Annotated in this window: 25 protein-coding genes; 17 read left to right on the plus strand and 8 right to left on the minus strand. The window is 67.1% G+C overall.

Going from position 1 to position 22,587, the window contains the following annotated elements; translation table 11 throughout:
- The first annotated feature begins 102 nt into the window (after positions 1 to 102).
- The 9 genes from C8K14_RS08425 (at position 103) to C8K14_RS08465 (ending at position 6,311) form a co-directional block, all read left to right on the plus strand.
- Complete coding sequence (locus C8K14_RS08425) at positions 103 to 945, plus strand: pyruvate, water dikinase regulatory protein (protein WP_022676468.1); 843 nt, start codon at positions 103 to 105, stop codon at positions 943 to 945.
- Entirely contained in the window at positions 942 to 1,526 is a 585-nt protein-coding gene (locus C8K14_RS08430; RefSeq protein WP_107716364.1) for a nucleoside triphosphate pyrophosphatase, read from the plus strand. Before C8K14_RS08425 ends, C8K14_RS08430 begins: the two co-directional genes overlap by 4 nt.
- The gene (locus C8K14_RS08435) at positions 1,523 to 2,401 is read left to right on the plus strand and encodes a shikimate dehydrogenase (RefSeq protein WP_107716365.1); all 879 of its coding nucleotides are present in this window, start codon (positions 1,523 to 1,525) and stop codon (positions 2,399 to 2,401) included. The genes C8K14_RS08430 and C8K14_RS08435 overlap by 4 nt, the downstream gene beginning before the upstream one ends.
- A complete protein-coding gene (gene coaE, locus C8K14_RS08440) occupies positions 2,398 to 3,003 on the plus strand; it encodes a dephospho-CoA kinase (RefSeq protein ID WP_107716366.1) in 606 nt (201 codons plus the stop codon). Before C8K14_RS08435 ends, coaE begins: the two co-directional genes overlap by 4 nt.
- Positions 3,004 to 3,050: 47 nt before the next feature.
- A complete protein-coding gene (gene dnaQ / locus C8K14_RS08445) occupies positions 3,051 to 3,767 on the plus strand; it encodes a DNA polymerase III subunit epsilon (RefSeq protein ID WP_107716367.1) in 717 nt (238 codons plus the stop codon).
- A gap of 75 nt (positions 3,768 to 3,842) precedes the next feature.
- On the plus strand, positions 3,843 to 4,424 hold the full coding sequence (gene hpf, locus C8K14_RS08450) for a ribosome hibernation-promoting factor, HPF/YfiA family (RefSeq protein ID WP_107716368.1): 582 nt from the start codon (positions 3,843 to 3,845) through the stop codon (positions 4,422 to 4,424).
- Positions 4,425 to 4,590: 166 nt separating this feature from the next.
- Positions 4,591 to 5,052 (plus strand): PTS sugar transporter subunit IIA, encoded by a 462-nt coding sequence (locus C8K14_RS08455; protein WP_022676474.1) that lies wholly within the window; start codon positions 4,591 to 4,593, stop codon positions 5,050 to 5,052.
- Between the two features lie 19 nt (positions 5,053 to 5,071).
- Positions 5,072 to 5,425, plus strand: a complete 354-nt coding sequence (locus tag C8K14_RS08460; RefSeq protein ID WP_107716511.1) for a DUF1491 family protein — start codon at positions 5,072 to 5,074, stop codon at positions 5,423 to 5,425.
- A gap of 193 nt (positions 5,426 to 5,618) precedes the next feature.
- Positions 5,619 to 6,311: a cell wall hydrolase gene (locus C8K14_RS08465; RefSeq protein WP_022676476.1), complete on the plus strand. Its 693-nt coding sequence runs from the start codon at positions 5,619 to 5,621 to the stop codon at positions 6,309 to 6,311.
- A 19-nt stretch (positions 6,312 to 6,330) separates the two neighbouring features.
- Here C8K14_RS08465 and C8K14_RS08470 read toward each other — a convergent pair whose 3' ends face one another.
- Positions 6,331 to 7,167 carry a DUF815 domain-containing protein gene (locus C8K14_RS08470; RefSeq protein ID WP_107716369.1) on the minus strand — a complete coding sequence of 279 codons (837 nt, stop codon included), beginning with the start codon at positions 7,165 to 7,167 and terminating at the stop codon, positions 6,331 to 6,333.
- A 69-nt stretch (positions 7,168 to 7,236) separates the two neighbouring features.
- Between C8K14_RS08470 and C8K14_RS08475 the strand changes: the two genes are divergently transcribed.
- A complete protein-coding gene (locus C8K14_RS08475; protein WP_107716370.1) occupies positions 7,237 to 8,199 on the plus strand; it encodes an L-threonylcarbamoyladenylate synthase in 963 nt (320 codons plus the stop codon).
- Between the two features lie 5 nt (positions 8,200 to 8,204).
- On the opposite strand, the gene C8K14_RS08480 is transcribed toward C8K14_RS08475, so the two are convergent.
- The 6 genes from C8K14_RS08480 to rpoZ all read right to left on the minus strand — a co-directional run bounded on the left by C8K14_RS08480 (position 8,205) and on the right by rpoZ (position 13,335).
- Positions 8,205 to 8,462, minus strand: a complete 258-nt coding sequence (locus C8K14_RS08480) for a hypothetical protein (RefSeq protein ID WP_062783256.1) — start codon at positions 8,460 to 8,462, stop codon at positions 8,205 to 8,207.
- A gap of 131 nt (positions 8,463 to 8,593) precedes the next feature.
- A complete protein-coding gene (locus C8K14_RS08485; RefSeq protein ID WP_022675317.1) occupies positions 8,594 to 9,118 on the minus strand; it encodes a CarD family transcriptional regulator in 525 nt (174 codons plus the stop codon).
- A 494-nt stretch (positions 9,119 to 9,612) separates the two neighbouring features.
- Positions 9,613 to 9,951, minus strand: coding sequence for a ferredoxin FdxA (fdxA, locus tag C8K14_RS08490; RefSeq protein ID WP_022675318.1), 339 nt, complete (start codon positions 9,949 to 9,951; stop codon positions 9,613 to 9,615).
- 15 nt (positions 9,952 to 9,966) lie between these two features.
- Positions 9,967 to 10,257 carry an RNA-binding S4 domain-containing protein gene (locus C8K14_RS08495; RefSeq protein ID WP_107716371.1) on the minus strand — a complete coding sequence of 97 codons (291 nt, stop codon included), beginning with the start codon at positions 10,255 to 10,257 and terminating at the stop codon, positions 9,967 to 9,969.
- Positions 10,258 to 10,284: 27 nt separating this feature from the next.
- Positions 10,285 to 12,879, minus strand: a complete 2,595-nt coding sequence (locus C8K14_RS08500; RefSeq protein ID WP_107716372.1) for a helicase-related protein — start codon at positions 12,877 to 12,879, stop codon at positions 10,285 to 10,287.
- A 111-nt stretch (positions 12,880 to 12,990) separates the two neighbouring features.
- Positions 12,991 to 13,335 (minus strand): DNA-directed RNA polymerase subunit omega, encoded by a 345-nt coding sequence (gene rpoZ / locus C8K14_RS08505; protein WP_022677787.1) that lies wholly within the window; start codon positions 13,333 to 13,335, stop codon positions 12,991 to 12,993.
- Between the two features lie 257 nt (positions 13,336 to 13,592).
- Here rpoZ and C8K14_RS08510 point away from each other — a divergent pair, with 257 nt between their 5' ends.
- The 4 genes from C8K14_RS08510 (at position 13,593) to C8K14_RS08525 (ending at position 18,360) form a co-directional block, all read left to right on the plus strand.
- Complete coding sequence (locus tag C8K14_RS08510) at positions 13,593 to 14,279, plus strand: PilZ domain-containing protein (RefSeq protein ID WP_107716512.1); 687 nt, start codon at positions 13,593 to 13,595, stop codon at positions 14,277 to 14,279.
- A 144-nt stretch (positions 14,280 to 14,423) separates the two neighbouring features.
- The gene (locus C8K14_RS08515) at positions 14,424 to 16,022 is read left to right on the plus strand and encodes an NAD(P)/FAD-dependent oxidoreductase (protein WP_107716373.1); all 1,599 of its coding nucleotides are present in this window, start codon (positions 14,424 to 14,426) and stop codon (positions 16,020 to 16,022) included.
- A 53-nt stretch (positions 16,023 to 16,075) separates the two neighbouring features.
- Positions 16,076 to 16,489, plus strand: coding sequence for a GtrA family protein (locus tag C8K14_RS08520; RefSeq protein WP_054131670.1), 414 nt, complete (start codon positions 16,076 to 16,078; stop codon positions 16,487 to 16,489).
- Positions 16,489 to 18,360, plus strand: a complete 1,872-nt coding sequence (locus tag C8K14_RS08525; protein ID WP_107716374.1) for a hypothetical protein — start codon at positions 16,489 to 16,491, stop codon at positions 18,358 to 18,360. Before C8K14_RS08520 ends, C8K14_RS08525 begins: the two co-directional genes overlap by 1 nt.
- A gap of 29 nt (positions 18,361 to 18,389) precedes the next feature.
- Here the strand turns inward: C8K14_RS08525 and purD are convergent, their stop codons facing one another.
- On the minus strand, positions 18,390 to 19,670 hold the full coding sequence (gene purD / locus C8K14_RS08530; protein ID WP_107716375.1) for a phosphoribosylamine--glycine ligase: 1,281 nt from the start codon (positions 19,668 to 19,670) through the stop codon (positions 18,390 to 18,392).
- On the opposite strand from purD, the gene xseA reads away from it, so the two are divergent.
- From xseA to C8K14_RS08545, 3 genes are read left to right on the plus strand one after another with little or no spacing between them, the layout of a single operon-like run.
- Positions 19,669 to 21,156 (plus strand): exodeoxyribonuclease VII large subunit, encoded by a 1,488-nt coding sequence (gene xseA, locus C8K14_RS08535; RefSeq protein WP_107716376.1) that lies wholly within the window; start codon positions 19,669 to 19,671, stop codon positions 21,154 to 21,156. The two genes, purD and xseA, sit on opposite strands and share 2 nt — an antisense overlap.
- A gap of 37 nt (positions 21,157 to 21,193) precedes the next feature.
- The gene (locus C8K14_RS08540; RefSeq protein ID WP_107716377.1) at positions 21,194 to 21,400 is read left to right on the plus strand and encodes a DUF2093 domain-containing protein; all 207 of its coding nucleotides are present in this window, start codon (positions 21,194 to 21,196) and stop codon (positions 21,398 to 21,400) included.
- Position 21,401: 1 nt separating this feature from the next.
- Complete coding sequence (locus C8K14_RS08545; protein WP_107716378.1) at positions 21,402 to 22,268, plus strand: M23 family metallopeptidase; 867 nt, start codon at positions 21,402 to 21,404, stop codon at positions 22,266 to 22,268.
- Positions 22,269 to 22,587: the final 319 nt, after the last annotated feature.

Below are 22,587 nucleotides of genomic sequence, written 5' to 3' on the forward strand. Positions count from 1 at the left end.
ACTTGTCGCCAGTTTCATCCCGTGGTTTATCCTAGCGCTTTCCACAGGGTTACCCCGGCGGCCCTGCAACGCGGTGCGCCGGCTTGTTCACAAAGGGTTCCCATGCCGCGTCTGCACCTTCACCTGCTGTCAGATTCAACAGGCGAAACCCTTGAAATGATTGCCAAAGCGGCCCTTGCCCAGTTCGAGGATGCCGATGTTGTGCGGCATTTCTGGCCGATGGTCCGTTCGCAGCAGCATCTTGACCGCATCCTGGGTGAAATTTCCGCTAACCCTGGCCTGGTGCTGTTTACGCTGGTCAACACCGAAACGCGCGATCGGCTGGAGCAGCGCTGCGCCACGCTGGGCCTGCCCTGCGTGGCCGCGCTCGATGCCGTGACCAATGCGCTGGAACAGCAATTGGGCCAGGAAGCGCGGGGCCGGCCGGGCCGCCAGCACATGATGGACGAGGCCTATTTCCAGCGCGTCGATGCCATCCAGTTCACCATTGCCCATGACGATGGCGTCGGCTGGGAAAACTGGGAAGAGGCCGATATCCTGCTGGCCGGTGTCTCGCGCAGTTCCAAGACGCCCACCTCAATCTATCTTGCCAACCGTGGCTATAAGGTGGCGAATATCCCGATCGTGGTGGAAAGCCCGCCACCGCCCACGCTCTATACCGTGCGGCGGCCGCTGATCGTGGGGCTGACGACCAGCCCCGAACGCCTGATCGCGGTGCGCCGCAACCGCCTGCTCTCGCTCAACCAGGCACCCGAGACCGCCTATGTCGACAGCGAGCACGTGGCGCGCGAGGTGCAATATGCGCGGCGGATGTTTGCCGACAATGGCTGGCCGGTGATTGACGTTTCGCGCCGATCCATCGAGGAGACGGCCGCAGCGGTGATCACGCTCTACAACGAGCGCAAGGTCGCCGGGGACGCCAATCCGGGAATGAAGGCTCTATGATCGTACTTGCTTCGCAAAGCGCCTCGCGCAAGGCCATGCTCGATGCCGCTGGCGTGCCGTTTGAAGCGCGCAGTTCCGATGTGGACGAAGGCGAGATCAAGCGCGAGCTGATCGGCGTGCCGGGCTGCCAGGTGGCGCAGATCCTTGCCGAGGCCAAGGCGATGCCGGTGTCTGCCGCCATGCCGGGCCGGCTGGTGCTGGGCGGGGATTCGCTGGTGGAGGTGTGCGGCCGTTCGTTCGACAAGCCGCAAAGCCGCGAGCAGGCGGCCGAACACCTGCGGTTCTTTTCCGGACAGACCATGCAGTTGCACAGCGCCGCCGTGCTGATGCGCGATGGCCAGGTGACCTGGCGCCATTGCGAAACGGCCAGGCTCAAGGTTCGCCGGCTTTCCGACAGCTTTATCGACAGCTATCTCCACAAGGAATGGCCGGCGGTTTCGGGCTGCGTCGGCGTGTTCCGGATCGAGGCGCTGGGCGTGCAGCTGTTCGAGAGCATCGAGGGCAGCCACTTCACCGTGCTGGGCATGCCGCTGCTGGCGCTGCTCGCCGCGTTGCGCACCGCCGGGGAACTGCCGGAATGAGCCAGGCGCCACTCCCCTATGCCGAGGTGATCGGTGATCCGATTGCCCAGTCCAAAAGTCCGGTGATCCACAGCTATTGGCTGGAACAGCTGGGCATGGCCGGCGATTACCGCCGCGCCCAGGTGCGCAGCGATGGCCTCGCCGATTACCTTGCCAGTCGTCGTGCCGATCCCGCCTGGCGCGGCTGCAACGTGACCATGCCGCACAAGCAGGCGGTGATCCCGCTGCTCGACCGGCTCGATCCGTTGGCCGCCCGCATCGGCGCGGTGAACACCATCGTGCCCGAACAGGGCCTGCTGGTGGGCTACAACACCGATGCTCCCGGGTTCATGGAGCCGCTGGCGCCGTGGCTGGCCGATGCCCACCTGCTGCGCATGGCGCGGGTCATGGGCACCGGTGGCGCGGCGCGGGCGATCGTGGCGGCGCTGTCTGATGCCGGGTTCCTGATCGTGCTGGCCGGGCGCGATCCGGCCAAGGCACGGGCGCTGCTCGATGAACTGGCGCGCGGCAGCGATCATCACGCGGTCGATATCGCGCATTTTGCCGATCCCACCGATTTCGCGTTCGATGATCGCCAGGGCCTGTTCGATCTGGTGGTCAATGCCTCGCTGCTGGGCATGACGGGGCAGCCGGCCTTGGCCTATGACCTGTCCCACACCCCGCCCGGCGCGGTGTTCTATGACATCATCACCAGCCCGCTCGAAACCGACCTGCTGGCGCGGGCCAGGGGCGCTGGCCATGCCACGGTCGATGGCCTGGCCATGCTGATCGGCCAGGCCGACCATGCGTTCCGCCGCTTCTTTGGCGCGGTGCCGCCGCGCGGGGATGCCGATGCGGAACTGCGCCGCCGCCTGCTGACGCCTGTTCCGGCATGAGCCGGCCCTTCGTGCTCGGACTGACCGGCTCGATCGGAATGGGCAAGTCTGCCGTGGCGCAGATGATGCGCGAGGCAGGCGTGCCAGTGTTCGATGCCGATGCGCAGGTGCACCGCTTGCAGGGGCCAGGCGGAGAACTGCTACCCGCGATCGAGGCGGCATTTCCCGGCACCACCGGCCCCAGCGGTGTTGACCGGGGCAAGCTGGGCGCGCTGGTGTTTGGCGATCCCGCCGCGCTCGCCCGGCTGGAGCGAATCGTCCATCCTGCGGTTGCCGCGGCGCGCGAGTCGTTCCTGATCGAGCATGCCGGCCAGCCGCTGGTGGTGTTCGACATCCCGCTGTTGTTTGAAAAGGGCCATGGCGCCGGGCTCGATGCCGTGGCGGTGGTTTCTGCCCCGGCGGCGGTGCAGCGGGCGCGGGTTCTCGCCCGGCCGGGCATGACTGCGGAAAAATTCGCGCAAATCCTGGCACTTCAGGTGCCCGACGCGGAAAAGCGGGCAAGGGCCGATCATATCATCGACACTGGCCTTCCGCTCGACGAGACCCGGGCCATGGTTAACGATCTGATCGGCCAGCTTGGGGAAAAAAACCCGTCGGCTTGATCGCCGCGCCCCTTGCCAGCCCCGGCCGGCAGGTTCACATATTGGGCATGCGTGAGATCGTCTTCGACACCGAAACGACGGGACTCGATCCGCAAGGCGGTGACCGGCTGGTTGAACTCGGCTGTGTGGAAATGGTCAATCGGGTGCCCACCGGCGCCACCTATCACGCCTATTTCAACCCCGAACGCGACATGCCGGCCGAGGCCGAGGCGGTCCATGGCCTGTCTGCGGCGTTCCTGGCTGACAAGCCGCGCTTTGCCCAGTGTGCCGCCGATTTCCTGGAGTTCATTGGTGATGCGCCGCTGGTGGCGCACAATGCCGGGTTCGACTTTGGCTTCATCAACGCCGAACTTTCCGCCATCGGGATGGAGCCGGTAAGCCGCGATCGCATGGTCGATACCGTGGCAATTGCGCGGCGCAAGCATCCCGGCGCCAAGCTCAGCCTCGATGCGCTGTGCACCCGCTATGGCATCGATCGCAGCCATCGCACCAAGCACGGCGCGCTGCTCGATGCCGAGCTTCTGGCACAACTTTACGTCGAATTGATGGGTGGCCGGCAGATCGGCCTGGAACTTGCGGCAGAGGTCAGCGTCTCTTCTGCAGGTACCGGCGCTGTGGCCGCGGTTGCGGCCGTGGCCGAGGTGTCCGTTGCCAAAACCACCCGGATCTTCCGCGAGCCCCGGCCGCATGCGGCCAGCGAAGCGGAATTGGCCCGCCATGCGGAGTTCATGGCGGGCATCAGCAACCCGCTCTGGTCGCGCTAGGTCTCGCTTGCGGCCCACTGTGCGGGCCGCAAGTGGCCTCGCGGTCAAAGCGGGCCCAAGAAGGAGAGAAGACCCATGGACATTCGCGTTTCGGGACACCAGGTCGAGGCCGGTGCCGCCTTTGAGGCCCACGCGGCCGATCGGCTTTCCGGCATTGTCGACAAGTACTTCTCCCGCGCGCTTTCCTCGCAGGTCACCCTGGGCAAGGCGCCGCACGGAGGTTTCCGCTGCGACATCATCACCCATGTGACGCAAGGGTTGATTCTCAAGGGCAGCGGCGTGGCCCAGGATGCGCACCAGGCGCTGGACCAGTCGGCCGAAAAGATCGACAAGCAGCTGCGCCGCTACAAGCGCCGGATCAAGGCCCATTCCGAGGGCGCGGATTTTGCCCGCCGCAGTGAAGACGCGGCCTACACCGTGTTCATGGTGGAAGAACCTGCGCACGATCAGGACGAGGCCGAAGCCGCCGATGCGCCGCTGGTGATTGCCGAAACCCGGGTCGACGTACCCACCGCGACGGTGTCTGACGCGGTGATCATGCTCGATCTGCGCAACACCAACGCGCTGCTGTTCAAGAATGCCGGCACCGGCGTGCACAACATGGTCTATCGCCGTGGTGATGGCTCGATCGGCTGGGTTGAACCGGCCGGCGCCTGATCTCTAAGCCCTGCCCGCAGGCCCATTTCGGGTTTGCGGGCAGCGCCATGACGGCATTGGCCAATTCACCCGTGATACGATTCGGCGCTTGCATGGGGAACGAATAGAGCGCATGGCGCCGCCAACTTGACCGTGCCTTTACACAGGCTGTGGCGTTTTTCGTTTCATGACCGCACTTTTTTCCATTGATCCTCAGGCTGTCCGCGTCGTTCGCGCTGAATCCAAGGCGCAGATCCTGGATATGCTCGCCGCGTGCTTTGCCAGCGTCTATCGGCTCGACCGGGCGCAGGTGCAGGAACGCATCGAAGAGCGTGAGAGCCTGGGCAGCACCGGTTTCGGCCGTGGCGTGGCCATTCCCCATGCCCGGCTCGATGGCCTGTCGCGCCCGGTGGCGGTGTTCCTGCGGCTGGAAGAACCGGTCGATTTCGCCTCGGCCGATGGCATGCCGGTCGATTGCGTGTTCGGTCTCTTGTCGCCCGAACAGGCGGGCGCCGTGCATCTTCAGGCACTGGCTGCGATCAGCCGCCTGATGCGCGATGATCGTATGCACCAGCGACTGACCAGCGCGCCCGATGCCGACGCGCTCTATGCCGTGCTGGTCAACGTGATTGATCGCGACGCGGCCTGAACCGCGCGCACCCCAAGCCATGACAGCGCGCCTGCCCGCAGGGATCGAGGCCAAAGGCTGGATCAGGGCCGCGCAGGCCGCTGGCGGCTTTGCCATGGTGCTGCACAAGGGTGATCCCGACGCCGGCACTATCGCCTTGGTGACATTGGAAAATCACCCCGAGCATGGGCTGCTGGCGCAATTGTGGGAGCGCATGCCGCGCGCCGATGGTAGCCGGCCATGGACCGCCACAAAGGCGCAAGACCCCGAAAGTAAAAAAGATTTTAACGACTATATAGCGCGCAGAACTGCGGCTGATCCCGATTTGTGGCTGCTTGAACTGACCATCGCAGACGCACAACAGTTCATCGGGAACTTTGCCGGCGAAGGTTGACTCCCTTTCGCGCGTGGATAGACCCGGCGCCATCGAATTGCGCAGGCGGCGCCGCTTGGCATGGGGTCTTCAGGCGCTGGCACGCAGACGGGGGTTTACCGTTACGGCCCAAGGGGCATGGCTTTCGGCATGATTGCCGAAGCGCTGTGCTGCGCGCCGCAATCGGCCGATCACCGCCCAATGCAGATGGCTGATGACCGATCCGTTCCGCGTTGCCCGCCAGGCTCTTTCCGGCCTGCTTGCCGTGGTAATGCTGCTGGGCGCACCGCTTGCCCAGGCTCAGGAACCTGTTCACGCCCTGTCTGTTCACGCCCCCGCTGGCCCGCACGATCTCCAGGTCGTGGTGGCAGAAGGCCCCGCCAACGGGGCCATCACGCTTCCTTCTACCGGCCCTGCCACTACCACGCTGCCTCCGGCGCGCGGCATGCTGGCCTTGGCGCCGGCCCCCTCTGCCACCGCCGGTGCGGTCAACGTCGCCAGCCTGGCCGATCTGGTGGCGGCGACGCCGGTGCCGGCCAATCTTTCAGCCGAACTCGAATGCCTGGCCGGCGCGGTCTATTTTGAATCCAAGAGCGAGAGCCTGGCGGGCCAACTGGCCGTTGCCCGCGTGATCGTGGCGCGCAGCCATTCCGGCCGCTATCCCTCATCCTATTGCGGCGTGGTGTTCCAGCCGTCGCAGTTCTCGTTCGTGCGCGGCCATGCGATGCCGGCGATCAACCACGCCAGCCGGTTCTGGGCCAATGCCGCGCGCATTGCCGTGATTGCCGATCAGGGCAGCTGGAAAAGCCCGGTCGAAGGGGCGCTGTTCTTCCACGCCGCGCGCGTTTCCCCGGCCTGGGGCAAGACCCGCCTGGCCGCCATCGGCGGGCATATCTTCTACCGCTGAACGCCGATGAACGCGGGCCTTACAGTGCCTTGCCGGCGCGACCGGCCAGTTCGTTGACATATTGCCATGCCACGCGGCCTGAACGGCTGCCACGCCGCTTGGACCATTCCAGCGCATCGCCCGCGTCGAACGGCAGCGCCAGTTCGGTGCAATAGCCAGCGATGATTGCCAGGTAATCATCCTGGTTGCAGGCATGAAAGCCCAGCGACAGGCCAAAGCGATCAGCGAGGGCCAGGCGATCGTCCACCGCATCGCGCGGGTTGATCGGATCGTCCTGCTCGCTCATGTGGCGCTCCACGATCGCGCGGCGGTTTGACGTCACGGCCAGGCGCACATTCGCCGGTCGCGCTTCCACCCCGCCTTCCAGCCACGAACGCAGCAGGCGCGCGCCTTCGGCATCGCCGGCATCAAAGCCAAGGTCGTCGAGCAGGACCAGGAATTGGCGCGGCACCCCGCGCAGCTGCGCAAACAGCAGCGGCAAGCTGGCATCGGGCATGGCCTGGACCAGGGCAATGGCGCCGGGGTGGGCAGCGTCGGCAGCGTTGACGGCAGCGCGCAGCACCGCCGATTTGCCCATGCCGCGCGATCCCCACAGCAGCATGTCATGTGCCGCAGCGCCACGGGCGAGCCGCGCCACGTTGTCCACCACTGCAGCCTTTTGCGCATCGATGCCGCGCATCAGCGGCAGGCTTGGCGCTTCCAGCCTTTCCACCGCGCGGGCGGTCTGCCCCAGCCAGACATAGGCGGGATGGGTCAACCAGTTCACCTGGGGCGGCGCCGGCGGCGCCAGCCGCTCCAGCGCTTCGGCAATGCGGGTAAGAAGCGTTTCGGGCAAGCTCTGCGGCTGATCGATCATCACGTGGGCAACTTTGCGGCTGAGGGGATGCTTTGCAAAAGGCGCGCAGTCGCGATAGCGACGGCAGCCATGACGTCCAACCCCTTTTCCGACCCCTTGCCGCCCGAAATCCGCCCCGCAGACGATGATGGCGTCGCGGCTGCCATCGCCGTGCTGGCGGCGGGCGGAACCGTCGCCGTGCCCACCGAGACCGTCTATGGCCTGGCGGCGCGGGCCGATCGCGATGCGGCGGTGGCGGGTATCTATCGCGCCAAGGGGCGGCCCGATTTCAACCCGCTGATCGTGCATGTGCCCGATCTGGCGGCGGCAGGGCGTCTGGCGGTGCTGGATGACCGGGCCAAGGCCCTGGCGGCCGCGTTCTGGCCGGGCGCGCTGACCCTGGTCGTGCCGCGCCGGCCTGACAGTGGGCTGGCCCCGGCGGTGAGTGCCGGCCTGCCCACCGTCGCGCTGCGCTGCCCGGCGCATCCGGCGATGCAGGCGGTGCTGCGCCAGTCCGGCCTGCCCCTGGCTGCGCCATCGGCCAACCGCAGCGGTGCGATCAGCCCGACCAGCGCGGCCCATGTCGCTGCCTCGCTCGGGCGGCGAGTGGATCTGGTGCTTGATGGCGGCGAAACCCGCCAGGGGATCGAATCGACGATCGTTGGCCTGCGGCCCGAGGGCGGTTGGGCGCTGCTGCGCCCCGGCCCGATCACCGGCGCCGAAATCGCCGCCGTGCTGGGCGAGGAGGCCGAACAAGGCCCGTCGCGCGGGATCGAGGCCCCGGGCCAGCTGGCCAGCCACTATGCCCCGGGAAAGCCGGTGCGCCTGGGCGCGGAGCACGCGCAGACGGACGAGTTCATGATCGGTTTCGGCGCGGTCTCAGGCGATGTCACGCTCTCGGCCCAGGGTGACCTGGCCGAGGCGGCCGCGCGCCTCTACGCCTGCCTACACGACGGCGCAGCGGCACGTCAGCCGCGTATTGCCATTGCCCCGGTGCCGGATGAGGGCATCGGCGCGGCGATCAACGATCGCCTGCGCCGGGCCGCAGTCTGAAAACCTTATTGCGGGTTGTTGAGATCGTTGACCACGGCCTGCGCGGCCGTGGCGCGGGCGCAAGCGCGGCGGTTGCCCTTCTTGCAGGCGGCCTGCTCGTTCGCCAGGCGGGCCTGCGCCTTGGCCAGCGCCTGCGCATGGGCCTGAGCACGCTGGGCCTGGGCGGCCGGATCAGGCCGGGTTGGATCGCGCGGGGCGGCGTTCTGCGCCGCACAGGCAGCCAGGGCCAGGGGAAGGGTCAGGACGATCACCTTGCGCAACATGCATTTGCCTTTCCAATGGCGGGTCTTCCAGGCGTTTGCACCAGCCCCTGCCCCGCCGCCAAACGAAAAAGGCCGCCGGTGGTTCCGGCGGCCCGTTTCACGTGAAACATCTGTTCGGCAGGTTGCGCCGGTCAGACCGTTTCGTAGTACTTGGGAGCATGCTCGTTGAGGATCGCGAGGATCTTCTTGAGCGCGGCCGGCTCGTCGGTCTTTTCCATCGCGGCGAGTTCGCGGGCCAGGCGCGAAGACGCGGCTTCGAAGATCTGCCGTTCGGAATAGCTCTGTTCCGGCTGGTCATCGGCGCGGAACAAGTCGCGAGTCACTTCGGCGATCGAGACGAGGTCGCCGGAGTTGATCTTGGCTTCGTATTCCTGGGCGCGGCGCGACCACATGGTGCGCTTGACCTTGGGCTTGCCCTTGAGCGTATCGAGCGCTTCGCGCAGGGTCTTGTCCGAAGACAGCTTGCGCATGCCGATCGCTTCGACCTTGTTGACCGGAACGCGAAGCGTCATGCGCTCCTTTTCAAAGCGGAGCACGTAGAGCTCCAGCTTCATGCCCGCGATTTCTTCCTGCTGAAGCTCGACCACGCGGCCGACACCATGCTTCGGGTAAACGACGTAATCCCCAACATCGAAGGCAAGAGCCTTGGCTGCCATTTCTTATCCTTTCGACGCCGGCAGACGGGACGGCGGGGGCGGGATGCCCGGCTAGGAAAAACCATGACGGCGAACCGAATATGCCTGTGACACTCCACCCTGCCCGGTCTGGTTGATCCGGTGCGGGGCTGGTCCCGGGGAGCGTGAACTGGCAAAGAACCGTTTTAAGCCCGGCCAAGGCCCTGCGATCGACGAGGCGATCCGATAGCGCGATCCGTCAGCGTTTTCCGTGTGCCGCCTGTTTCTGCCTTCTCGTAACAAAAAGGGCGCCCGGCAAAGGATTTGCCCGGCGCTTGATGGCTATATAGCAGCATTGTGGCAAAATTACCAGAGCCGAGACAGCAAAAGGCATGCGCCTTTTGGCCGCGCCCGGCCAAAAAGCCGGGGCAGCCCGATTTCCGGCGCTGGATCGGGGCATGGATCAAGCCCCGTCTGGCGCAATCAGCCGCGCGACAAAGGGGCGCGAATCACCCCTGGCGCGGTTGCCGGTTCGCTCAGTCCCCTTCGCCCGGCTCGGGCGAGAACTGGGTTTCGAACTTGTTTTCCACGCCCTTCCAGGCGTCGGCATCGGCCGGCGCGTCCTTCTTGGTCGTGATATTCGGCCATTCGGCAGAATACTTGGTGTTCAGCTCCAGCCACTGCTCCAGCCCGCTTTCGGTGTCGGGCAGGATCGCTTCGGCGGGGCATTCCGGTTCGCACACGCCGCAGTCGATGCATTCGCTGGGGTTGATCACCAGCATGTTGTCGCCTTCATAGAAGCAGTCGACAGGACACACTTCCACGCAGTCCATGTACTTGCAGCGGATGCAGGCATCGGTGACGACGTAAGTCATGCTGTGGGTATTTCCTCAAGGCTCGATTTCGGGCCGTGCTAGAGGCGCGAGGGGCGCCGCGTCAAGCACCCGATAGCATCCTTGTGCCTCAAGGGCAGGCCCGCGGCGTGCCGGAAGGGTGATAATCTCGATCACGCGCACCGAATTGCGCAAGGGCAGGACCAGGACATCGCCGGTTTTCACGCCCGCGCTGCAGCGTTCCACGCGGCGGCCGTTGAGGCGAATGTGCCCTTCTTCCACCCAACCCTGGGCAAGCCCCCGGCTGCCGGCAAAGCGCAGGAACCACAGCAACTTGTCTATCCGCATTGCTCCTCCCTCGTGATCGCTTTTCCTTTATCGCAGCAACGTGGCCAGCGCGGCAAAGGCGCCGCTGGCCGGTGCCGGTTGCACCGGCGCGCGCGAGGCCTGCTGGTTGGATTTGCTGTTCCTGGCCGGTGGCGTGGCCGGCCGTGGCGGGCGCCAGTCCCACAACGGCGGTGCGGGCGGCCCGGCCTGCCCTTCGGCCAGCGGGCGCGGCATCGCGGCGCGGAAGCCGGCAGCGCGCAGCAGATTGGCATAGCCGGCGGTGGACAGGCCCATCGAACGGGCCAGCGCCGGATCGAGCACGAAGCGGCGGCCTTTTGCGCCCTGGCGCACGCCGTGCGCGGCATGGAGCAGCTTTTCCGCCATGTCGACGCGCAACGCCTGCGGGCCGGTGCGGCGATAGCCCAGCGGAATATCCTTTTGCGCCAGCACCGGCGTCATGCCGCTCGGCGGCGGGGCGGTGGGAGCCAGGCCCCAGACCTTGGCCAGGGCCGCCCAGGCGGCCAGCGGCGCGGCGCGCAGGGCCGCGGGCACGAACACGTCGAGCGCACCAACCTGGATGCCCAGGCGGCGCGCCAGGGCGCGCTGCGCCGGTGTCAGGTCTTCCAGGCGGGCATGGTCGCGCGCGATAACCCCACCGCTTTCCACCAGGTGCAGCGCCAGCGCGCGCAGCGCGGCCCCTGCCGCAGGATCGCGGGCGGCATCGGCCAGGCGGCGCAACGGTCGCAAGGCGGTGGCGAGGTTCTGCTCAAGCCATTGCGCCAGCGCCGCCTGTACCTTGTCACGCGCGGCCGGGCCCGCGCGCTCCAGCGCAGGTTCGAGCGCGAGGCGCGGCTCAAGCACGGTGCGGCCCTTGGCGAGGCGGGCAACGGCAAGACCGCGCCACTGCACCTGCCCGTCGGCGAGGGCGATATCCTTGCCGGTAGCAGCGTCGCTCGCCAATTCGGCCAGGCGCGTGGCGAGCAGGCCCGGCAGGTGCCGTTCGGCCGCAGCCAGCAGTAGCTTGCGATCGGCCGCGCGGGCGAGCGGATCGACCACGAAGCGAAACCCTTCGAGATGGCCAATGGCTTCATCGTCGACCAGCACGGCGCCATCGTCGCCCAGGCGCACCGGCAGCAGCGAGGCGTCGGCCCCAGCCTTGCGCATCAGCACCGTGGTGCGGCGGTTGACGAAGCGTTCGGTCAGCCGCCCGTGCAGCGCATCGGACAGGCGCGTTTCCACGGCGCGGGCGCGCGCGGCCATCTCGTCGCGGGCCAGCACCCAGTCTGGCCGTTGGGCAATGTAGGACCAGCTGCGAATCGCCGCGATGCGGCCTTGCAGCGTGTCGATATCGCCCGAGGGATTGTCGAGCTGGGCAATCGCCTGGGCGACATAATCCGCGCCAAGGTAACCGCCGCGCAGATCCTGCCACAGCCGCGCCACGAACCGCGCATGGGTTTCCGCGCCCTGCTGGCGGAAATCGGGCAGCGAACAGACATGCCAGAAGCGTTCGACGCTGCGCGCGCCCCGCACCGTGGCGGCCACGTCCGGCTCTTCGGCCAGGCGGCGCAGCACGGCCAGGTCGATCGCCTCGGGCGGGGTGGCGAGTTCGGGGCGCGGTGGCGGGCTTTCCAGGTCGGCGATGAGCGTGGCCAAGGTATCGAAGCGCGGCTCCGCCTCACGCCAGAACAGGCGGGTCAGCGGGGGGAAGCGATGCTCTTCGATGGCATAGACTTCCTCGTCGGTAAATTCGGGATCGCGGCCGCCCGTGCCAGCCAGCGTGCCGAACGTGCCGTCCTTGTGATGCCGTCCGGCGCGCCCGGCGATCTGGGCCATTTCCGCCGTGGTCAGCCGGCGATGGCGATGGCCGTCGTATTTCGACAGGCCAGCAAAGGCGACATGCTCGACATCGAGGTTGAGGCCCATGCCCACGGCGTCGGTCGCCACGAGGTAATCGACCTCGCCCGACTGGTACATCGCCACCTGGGCGTTGCGGGTCTGCGGGCTTAGCGCGCCCATGACCACCGCCGCGCCACCGCGAAACCGGCGCAGCATTTCGGCCATGACATAGACCTGCTCGGCCGAGAACGCGACGATCGCGCTGCGCGGGGGAATGCGGCTGAGTTTCTTGGCGCCGACGTGGCTGAGCGTGGAAAAGCGTGGCCGCGTGACGATTTCGGCCTCGGGCACCAGGACCTTGACCATCGGCTCCAGCGTGGCGGAGCCCAGCAGCATGGTTTCCTCGCGCCCGCGCGCGTGCAGCAGGCGATCGGTGAAAATATGGCCGCGTTCGGGATCGGCGGACAGCTGCGCCTCGTCGAGCGCGACGAAAGCGAGGTCGGGCCGGGCGGGCATCGCCTCGGCGGTGCACAGCAGCCAGCGCGCGCCCTTGGGTTCGATTCGCTCCTCGCCGGTGATCAGCGCGACTTGCGCCGGCCCCTTGATCGCGCAGACCCGGTCATAGACCTCGCGCGCGAGCAGGCGCAGCGGAAAGCCGATCGCGCCAGAAGAGTGCGCGCAGAGCCGCTCGATCGCGAGATGGGTCTTGCCGGTGTTGGTCGGGCCGAGCACGGCCTTGATCGTGCCGCCTGACGGGCGATTCGCCGACGAGGTCACTCGCGGAGAGGCGGGCACGCGGTTGGCCATGGCCCCAGATGTGGCGGGCGTGCGGCGCACATGCAAGAAGGCGCCGTGGAATTATCCCCGGCGCCCTGCTTGATCGTGCCGAAACCCAGCTGAGCCGGATTTCAGGGCCTGTTACGCGTCGTAATCGGCGCCCAGCGAGGTGTTGCGCACTGGCGCCGCAGCCGTGATGCGCAGCGCTTCGGCCGACTGGGAAAGCGAGCCGATTTCATCGACTTCGTCATCGTCGTCGGGCAGCACGCGCTGCAGCGACTGGATGAGGTTTTCCTTGAGAATGGTGGGGCGCACCGTCTCTTCGGCAATTTCACGCAGGGCCACGACCGGGTTCTTGTCGCGGTCGCGGTCGACGGTCAGTTCGGCACCGCCCGAAATCGCGCGGGCGCGTTCGGCGGCCAGCAGAACCAGATCGAAACGGTTGGAAACCTTGTCGACGCAATCTTCGACGGTAACGCGCGCCATGGGCACTCCGAAAAATGGAAATGATCGGGGAAAGCGTGCAGCTAGGTAGGCGCGGACGAAAAGTCAAGGAACTTGGCATATCTAGCGGTTCCCCACCGTCACCGGCCGCGCGCGTTGCCGTGCGAAGAGAAAGTGTTTTTGCACGAATACCGCAAATAAGGGTAACGCTCGGGCAAGACTTGGTGGATAAGATGAACAATACCGGGTTCGTGTGCGCCCGGCCAAAGGGGGAACGCACGCAATTGGAGATCAGGGCAGTGGCCCAGCGCAACGATCTGCCCGAGGAACCCGGGCAAGACATCGCCGCCCCATCGGCCGGTGCTGACGCATCGGCCGGCGCCGACATGCGCGCCGCGCCCCGTTTCACGCTGCTGATTCGCGCGGCCAAGCTGATCGTCGATGGCGGCGAGTTTCTGTGCATCCTGCGCGATGCCTCGGCCACCGGCGTCAAGATTCGCCTGTTCACCCCCATTCCCGATCACCAGACCCTGGCGATCGAGCTGGGCAACGGCGATCGCCATGCGGCGCGCCTGGTGTGGACCACCGGCGATCATGCCGGCCTGCAGTTCCTGCAGGAAATCGACGTGCAGCGCCTGATCGACGAGCGCGACGGCGCCTATCCGCGCCGCCAGGTGCGGCTGCGCCTGATGCTTGATGCCGTGCTGCATTCCGGCGGCGAAAGCGTGCACGTGCAGTTTCACGACATTTCGCAGCAGGGCGCCTGCATCGAATGCGAAAAATGGTTGATGGTGCACGAACTGGTGCGCCTGGATACCGGGGTAATGCCCTCGATCTATGCCAAGGTGCGCTGGCGCAACCACCCGCGTTATGGCCTGGTGTTCGAACAGACCTTCAAGCTGGATGAACTGGCGCGCATTTCCGCGCCGTTGCAGCTGAGCCAGGCGCTGTCTGATGCCGCGCGTCGCAAGGGCCAGCCCGATTGAGCCCCGGCGTGGGCCTGTCCCGCGCTCTGCCCAATCGGGGAAACCCCTGCAACATCCGGCAAGAACTGCTTAACGTTAACTGTCCCTTATCCATTTTCCTTCATCCCGAGGGCATCAGCGAATCCGCTTGGACGGGGGCATGGGATGGTTAACGTGGTGGGCACTTCGGGGGATGAAGGCCGTCAGTACGATGTCGATGTGGCGATCATCGGTGCAGGCCCAGCGGGCCTGACCGCCGGCTACCTGCTGACCAAGCAGGGGCTTTCGGTGGCGATCATCGAGAAGGACACCCGCTATGTCGGCGGGATCAGCCGCACGGTGGAACACGAAGGCTATCGCTTTGATATCGGCGGCCATCGCTTCTTTTCCAAATCGCAGGCGGTGGTCGATCTGTGGAACGAGATCCTGCCTGATGACTTCATCCAGCGCCCGCGGATGAGCCGGATCTACTACGAGGGCAAATTCTATTCCTATCCGCTGCGCGCGTTCGAGGCGCTGTTCAACCTCGGCATCGTGCGCTCCACCCTGTGCATGGCCAGCTATGTGAAGGCCAAGGCCTTCCCCAAGAAGACCGTGCGCAGCTTCGAGGATTGGACCACCAACCAGTTCGGGCAGAAGCTCTATTCGATCTTCTTCAAGACCTATACCGAGAAGGTCTGGGGCATGCCCTGCAACGAGATGAGCGCCGACTGGGCCGCGCAGCGCATCAAGGGGCTCTCGCTCGGCGCGGCCGTGCTCGATGGGTTCAAGCGCAGCCTGGGACTCAACAAGAAGCCCAACGATGGCATGGCGACCAAGACGCTCTTGGAAACCTTCCGCTATCCGCGCCTCGGGCCGGGCATGATGTGGGAAGCCGCGCGGGACAAGATTCTCGCCAAGGGCGGCCATATCCTGATGGGCCACGCGATGAAGCAGCTGGCCAGCGATGGCCAGGGCGGCTGGCGCCTGAGCGCCACGCCGGCCGAAGGCGGCGAAACCATGATCCGCGCCCGCCATGCGATTTCCTCGGCCCCGATGCGCGAGCTGGCAGCCCGGATGCATCCGCTGCCGCAGACCACGATCGAGGCCAACGACCTCAAGTACCGCGATTTCCTGACCGTGGCGCTCAAGATCCGCTCGGAAGACCTGTTCCCCGACAACTGGATCTATATCCACGACAGCAAGGTCCAGGTCGGCCGCATCCAGAACTTCCGCTCGTGGTCGCCCGAAATGGTGCCCGACGACAGCGTGGCCTGCGTGGGCCTGGAATACTTCTGCTTTGAAGGCGACGATCTGTGGGCATCGAGCGATGCTGACCTGATCGCCCTTGCCACGCGCGAGATGCAGATCCTGGGCCTGGTGCAGCCCGACCAGGTGATCGGCGGCGTGGTGGTGCGCCAGGAAAAGGCCTATCCGGTCTATGACGATAGCTATGCCGCCAATGTTGCGGCGATGCGCACCGAACTGGAAGCGGCCTATCCCACGCTGCACCTGGTGGGCCGCAACGGCATGCACCGCTACAACAATCAGGATCACGCGATGATGACCGCGATGCTGACGGTGGAAAACATCGTGGCCGAGCGCCGCCTCTATGACACCTGGTGCGTCAACGAAGACGCCGAGTATCACGAGGCCGGGGCCGAAGGCGCGGACACGGGCCTGCCCAGCACCCGCCCGGTCACGCCCGACCAGGCTGCCGCGCTGGCATCGGTGCGCCAGGTTCCCGAACGCATCGCCGCGGCGCCGGATCGCCGCGCCGCCTGATGGTCTGACGGTTTTCCGTGCGGTAATTCTTGGCCGAAAGGCGATAGACGGCAATGACGGCGATGATCATGCCCCTGTTTCAGCGATTGGGCCAGCACACGCTGGTGCGCTATATCCTGGCCAGCGTGGGGGCGCTGGCGGTGGATATCGGCAGTTTCCTGGCGCTGCTGGCGCTGGGCGTGCCGGCCATGGCGGCTTCGGCGCTGGGCTATGCCCTGGGCATTGCCGCGCACTGGTTGCTGTCGAGCCGCGCGGTCTTTGCCGAGAACGTCGCCGCATCGGGCCCGGCGCGGCTGCGGCAGCAGGCGCTATTCGTGGGATCGGCGCTGGTCGGCCTGGCGATCACCACGCTGGTGGTGGGCGGCATGGTGCAGCTGGGGCTTGATCCGCGCACGGCCAAGATCGTGGCCATCGCGCTGAGCTTTGCCGCTACATGGGTGCTGCGTAAGCAGGTGGTGTTTCGCTGATGACCGTGCTGGCTCCGGTGCGCGCCGATCGCGTTTCCCCTGCTCCCGATGATACCTCGTTCCCGCCCCCACCCGGTGCCACGACCAGCGCGCCGCTGCGCTGGTGGATGGTGCTGGGCATCTGGGCGCTGATCGTGGGGCTGCAACTCCTGATCTTTGCGCGCGATATTCCCGGCATGCGCATGGGCGATCCCGATGATGTGCTGCGTCTGGTGCAGGTGCGCGATCTGCTGAGCGGGCAGGCGTGGTTCGATCTGCACCAGTACCGCATCATGGCGCCAGAAGGCGTGCTGATGCACTGGTCGCGGCTGGTCGATCTGCCGCTGGCGGCAGTGATCCTGGCCTTGCGCCCGCTGCTGGGCACGGCCAACGCAGAAATTGCCGCGGCGGTGATCGTTCCGGCGCTGACCGTGCTGTGCACGGTGGCCTTGGCGATGCACGCGGCCAACCGCCTGTTCGGCTGCGACACTGCCGTGGCGGCCGGCATCATCGTCGGGCTTTCGGGCATCGTGCTGCACCAGATGCAGCCGCTGCGCATCGATCACCATGGCTGGCAGATCGTTTCTGCGCTGGGTGCCGTGGTCGGGCTGCATGCGCGCGATCCGCGTCGTGGCGGCTGGGTGCTCGGCCTGGCGCTGGCCGCCGGGCTCACTGTTTCGCTGGAAGGCCTACCGCTCACCGCGCTGTTCATCGGCGTGGTTGCCGTGCGTGCACTGCTCGATGGGCAGTGGCAGCGGCTGGGCCATGCGGCGGTGGCGCTGGCGCTGGGCACCGCCGGCCTGTTCCTGGCCTGCCGTGGCCTTCGCGACATGGTCGAACATTGCGATGCCGTCTCCCCGATGCACATCGCCGCGCTCGGCTGGGTGGCGCTGTGCGGCGCCGGCCTGGCGTGGTGGCGCCCTTCCCAGCGCCCGGCTTCACGTCTTGTGGCACTGGGCGTGCTGGCTATCGCCGCCGGCGGCGCGGCCGCCATCGTCGCGCTGGCCGCCCCACAATGCGCCACGGGCGCCTTCGGTGGGCTTGATCCCTATGTGAAAAGCCATTGGCTGGACAACGTGCGCGAAGGGCGCCCGATCTGGGAAACCACGCTGCACAATGCGATCGCGCTGATCGGTGCGGTGCCGCTGGGGCTGTGGGCCTGCTGGCGCCTGATCCAGAGCGCGCCATCCATGCCGGAGCGGCTGCGCTGGGTGCAGCATGGCCTGGTCCTGCTCGGCGCCGTGGCGGTGGGGGCGATGGTCAGTCGGGCGATGGCCACGGCGGTGGGCATCGCCATCCTGCCTGCGGCCTGGCAGGTGCGGCAATGGCGCCTGGTGGCCGTAGCGCAGACCAGCTCCGCGCGCCGCATGGGCATCAATGTGCTGATGCTGCTGGCGGCATTGCCAATCCTGCCGATCGCGCTGGGCGAGACGGCCTGGGCCAAGCTGGGCCATCCGCCTGCCGATCGCGACTTTGCCATGGGCAGCCTGCGCGGATGCGATTTCGATCGTGGCGTGGGTGCGCTGGCGGCAATGCCTGCCACCGATATCTTTGCCCCGGTCGACATCGGCCCCGATATCCTGCTGCGCACGCACCAGCGCGTGGTCGCCACCGGGCATCACCGCGCCGCTGCCGCGATCAGCGATGTGATGCATGGCTTCCTGGCCGATCCCGAACAGGCGCGCGCCTATGTGGCCAAGCGCCACGCCACGCTGGTGGTGGTGTGCACCGTGGCGCCCGAGATGCACCTCTATCGCCGTCAGGCGCCCCATGGCCTGGCCGCCGCGCTGCTGGCCGGCACGCCGCCCTCATGGCTGCGCCCGATCGCCTTGCCGACAACGGCCAAGACGCCCAGCAACATCGCCGCGTGGCAGGTCGTGGCGCCGCGCTGAACGATCAGCGCGGGGCAGGCAACCGGCGATCAGGCCCCTTCGCGGGCAATCTCGCGCCAGCCGATATCGCGGCGGCAGAAGCCATCGGCGAAATCCAGTGCATCGACAGCGGCATAGGCAGCATCTCGCGCCGCGCGCACGGTCTTGCCGCGCGCCGTCACGTTGAGCACGCGGCCACCGCTGGACACGAGCTGGCCATCGGCGCCCAGCGCGGTGCCGGCGTGAAACACCTTGGCGCCGGTGCCTTCGGCCGCGGCGATGCCGTGGATCGCGCCGCCCTTCTTCGGCGTGCCGGGATAGCCCCGCGCAGCCATCACCACGGTCAGTGCCGGATCGCTGCTGAAGCGCGGCGGCTCGACCGATGACAGGCGGTTTTCCGCGCAGGCCAGCAGCAGTTCGACCAGATCGGTTTCCAGCCGCAGCATCAGCACCTGGCATTCCGGGTCACCAAAGCGGGCGTTGTATTCGATCAGCTGCGGACCCTTGGCCGTGAGCATCAGTCCGGCATAGAGCACGCCGGAATAGGGCGTGCCGGCATCCTGCATGGCCTTGACCGTGGGTACGATGATCTGCGCCATGGCCTGGGCTTCCAGTGCCGGGGTCAGCACGCGGGCCGGGCTATAGGCGCCCATGCCGCCGGTGTTGGGGCCGGTATCGCCATCGCCAACGCGCTTGTGATCCTGGGCCGAGGCCAGCGGCAGCACGGTGGCGCCGTCGGTCAGGGCAAAGAAGCTGGCTTCCTCGCCTTCGAGGAATTCCTCGATCACCACTTCGGCGCCGGCTTCGCCGAACTGGCCGTCGAACATGTCGTCAACCGCGGCGCGGGCTTCGTCCATGGTCATCGCCACGACCACGCCCTTGCCGGCGGCCAGGCCATCGGCCTTGATCACCACTGGCGCGCCGAACTGGTCGAGCGCCTGGTGCGCGGCCTGCGCGCTGGTAGCGCGGACATAGCCGGCGGTGGGAATGCCGGCCTTGGCGCACAGGTCCTTGGTAAAGCCCTTGGACCCTTCGAGCTGGGCGGCGGCCTTGCTCGGCCCGAACACGGGAATGCCTTCGCCGCGCAGCGAATCGGCCAAGCCATCGACCAGCGGCGCTTCCGGCCCGATCACCACCAGACCGATGCGCTGCTCGCTGCAAAACGCGATGACGGCGGCATGATCGGTGGCATCGAGCGCCACGAGCTGCGCGTCCTGGGCGATGCCGGGATTGCCGGGCGCCGCATAGAGCTTGCTGCACAGCGGGGATTGGGCCAGTTTCCAGGCCAGGGCATGTTCGCGCCCGCCCGAACCCAACAACAGGATATGCATGGCCTTCCCTTCCGCGCCCAATGACGACGATGACTTTCGCAAGGACGGGCTCCTAGCGAGCGAACGCGCCGGCGACAACGCCCCGGCCCTGTCGATCTCCGAGATTTCTGCCCAGCTCAAGCGCACGGTGGAGGATCGGTTCGGCTTCGTGCGCGTGCGGGGCGAGCTTTCCGGGGTGAAGCGCGCGGCCTCGGGCCACCTCTACATGTCGCTGAAGGACGAAGGCGCGCGGCTCGACGGGGTGATGTGGCGCGGCAATGCGCAGCGCCTGGGCTTCATGCCCGAAGACGGCGTGGAAGTGATCGCCACCGGCAAGCTGACGACCTATCCCGGCCGCTCGAATTACCAGATCGTGGTCGATCGCATGGAGATTGCCGGCGAAGGCGCGCTGCTGGCGCTGCTGGCCAAGACCAAGGCGCGGCTGGAAGCAGAAGGGCTGTTCGACCGGGCGCGCAAGCGGGCCCTGCCGTTCCTGCCGCGCGTGATCGGCGTGGTCACTTCCCCCACCGGGGCGGTGATCCGCGATATCCTGCACCGCCTGTCGGATCGCTTTCCCAGCCATGTCGTGGTCTGGCCGGTGCTGGTCCAAGGCCAGGGCGCGGCCGCACAAGTGGCAGCGGCGGTGCGCGGCTTTTCCGATCTGGCCCCAGGCGGGCCGGTGCCGCGCCCCGACGTGGTTATCGTGGCGCGTGGTGGTGGGTCGATCGAAGACCTGTGGAGCTTCAACGAGGAAGAGGTGGTGCGCGCGATTGCGGCCAGCACGATTCCCGTGATCAGCGCCGTGGGCCACGAAACCGACACCACGCTTGCCGATTTCGCGGCCGACCTGCGCGCGCCCACGCCCACGGCGGCGGCTGAAATCGCCGTGCCGGTGCGCGCCGAACTGGCGGCACAGGTCCACGACCTGCAGGCTCGCCGCGGCCGTGCCCTGGCGCGCCTGCTGGCCCATGCGCGCGAGCGGCTGGAGGTGCGCAGCCAGCGCCTGCCCACCGCCCAGGCCCTGCTCAGCCCGCAGAGCCAGCGGCTGGATGACCTGTCGGACCGGCTGCGCCGCGCGCTGGTGCATCGCACCGAGATTGCTGCCGGGGTGCTCGCCCGCCACGGTGGTGCGCTGCGCCCTGCTCTGCTCACCCAGCGCCTGGGGCGCGAACGCGAACGATTGGCAGCGCACCGCCTGCGGCCCGAGGCGCTATTGCAGCGGATCGAACACGCGCGCGGCCGGGTGGAGGCGCTCGATCGCCTGCGCCGTTCGCTCGATCCCGAAGCGCCGTTGCAGCGCGGCTATGTCCTGGTGACCGACCGCGATGGCCATGTCGTGAAGGACCGCGCCACGGCAGCGGCGCGTGAGGCGCTGACGCTGAAATTCGCCGATGGCACGCTGGACGTGACGGCGGGCGAGGTGTCCCCGGCCCAGCCCCCAGCCGCCGCCCGCCCCGCCAGCCGCCCGCGCGGTACGGCGGAAAGCGTGCAGCCCAAGCTGCTGTGATTTGCCAAGGCCGGCGGCAGGGCGTAAAACCGCTGTCATGTTGATGACTCCCACCGGCCGCCTGGCGCGCCTGCACTATCTGCCCGGAACGTTTCGCCAGCTTTCGGCGGGCGATCACGTGATCTGCGCCGTCAGCGGCGTGCCGATCCCGCTCGATGCACTGCGCTATTGGAGTGCGGAACTGCAGGAAGCCTATGCCACCCCGGAAATCGCCACCCGGCGTTTGCTCGGCCAGGCCGGCTGAGATGACCGGCCTGACCCGCCGCGCCGTGATGGCGGGCGGGATGGCGGCCTTGGCGCTGCCGGGGCTGGCCAGCCCGCTGCGTGCCTTGGCCCAGGCCAGCGTCGCGCTGCCGCCCGATTGGGCCGCGCGCCTGTCGCAGGGTGGCTGGCTGCGCGGGGTAGCGCCGGCCAGCGCGGCAGCCCTGGCGCTTGACGGCGTGCCGCTGCCGCTGGCCAGCGATCGCGGGTTCCTGATCGGGTTTGATCGCGATGCGCCCGCCACGAGCATGCTGACAATCACCGACAGTGCCGGCGCGGTTAGCCAGGTGCCGCTCTCCGTGGCGCCGCGCGATTGGCAGATCGAACGGGTCGATGCGCCGCTGCGCCAGCCCGGCGTGCCCGATGCCGAATTCCTTGCCCGCCGCGCCAGCGAACGCGCGCAGATAGATGCAGCGCGGGCGCTGCGCACCACGGCCCAGGGCTGGCGGCAAACCATGGTGCGGCCGGCGCCCGGGCGCTTTTCCGGCCGATTCGGCGCACAGCGGATCTATCGCGGGCAACCCGGCGCCTATCACGGCGGGCTGGACATGGCCTCGCCCACCGGCACTCCGTTCGTGGCGCCGGCCGATGGTGTCGTCGTGCTGGCGGCAGAGGCGCCATTCACGCTGGAAGGGCGCCTGCTGATGCTGGACCACGGCATGGGCCTGGGCAGCGCGTTCCTGCATTGCAGCAGCCATCTTGTGGGCATGGGCGAGGCCGTTTCGCGCGGCCAGCCGCTCGGCACCGTTGGCATGACCGGGCGCGCCACCGGCCCGCATCTGCACTGGGCCCTGGCGTGGCAAATGGGCACAGTGATGCGCCGGCTGGACCCGCTGCTGTTCCTTGGCTGACAGTATCGCGGCGCCGGCTGCGGTGGTGCTCTCCAACAGGTAATATGGTTTCATTAGAAAATGACTGTTGCCGATATGCACGTAATATTTCGACATTAAACCATTAAATTTCATGTATTTGCGAATACTGTTGTCGCATTGTCACACAAGTGAAGCCATTTATTTTGGCTCCGCACAATCGGCTTTCAAGCCAGCCGAAATCTCACAACAAACCGCGCCATCGGTCCCGTCCTTCGTGGAACTGGGCAGCGGTTTGGAACTTTCAGACCGCTGCACTGGAATGTCGGGATTGTCGCTCTCGGCCGGTGTCTCGCGATCT

Source organism: Novosphingobium sp. GV079, assembly GCF_003058045.1.
In the GTDB taxonomy this organism is placed as follows: Bacteria; Pseudomonadota; Alphaproteobacteria; order Sphingomonadales; family Sphingomonadaceae; genus Novosphingobium; species Novosphingobium capsulatum.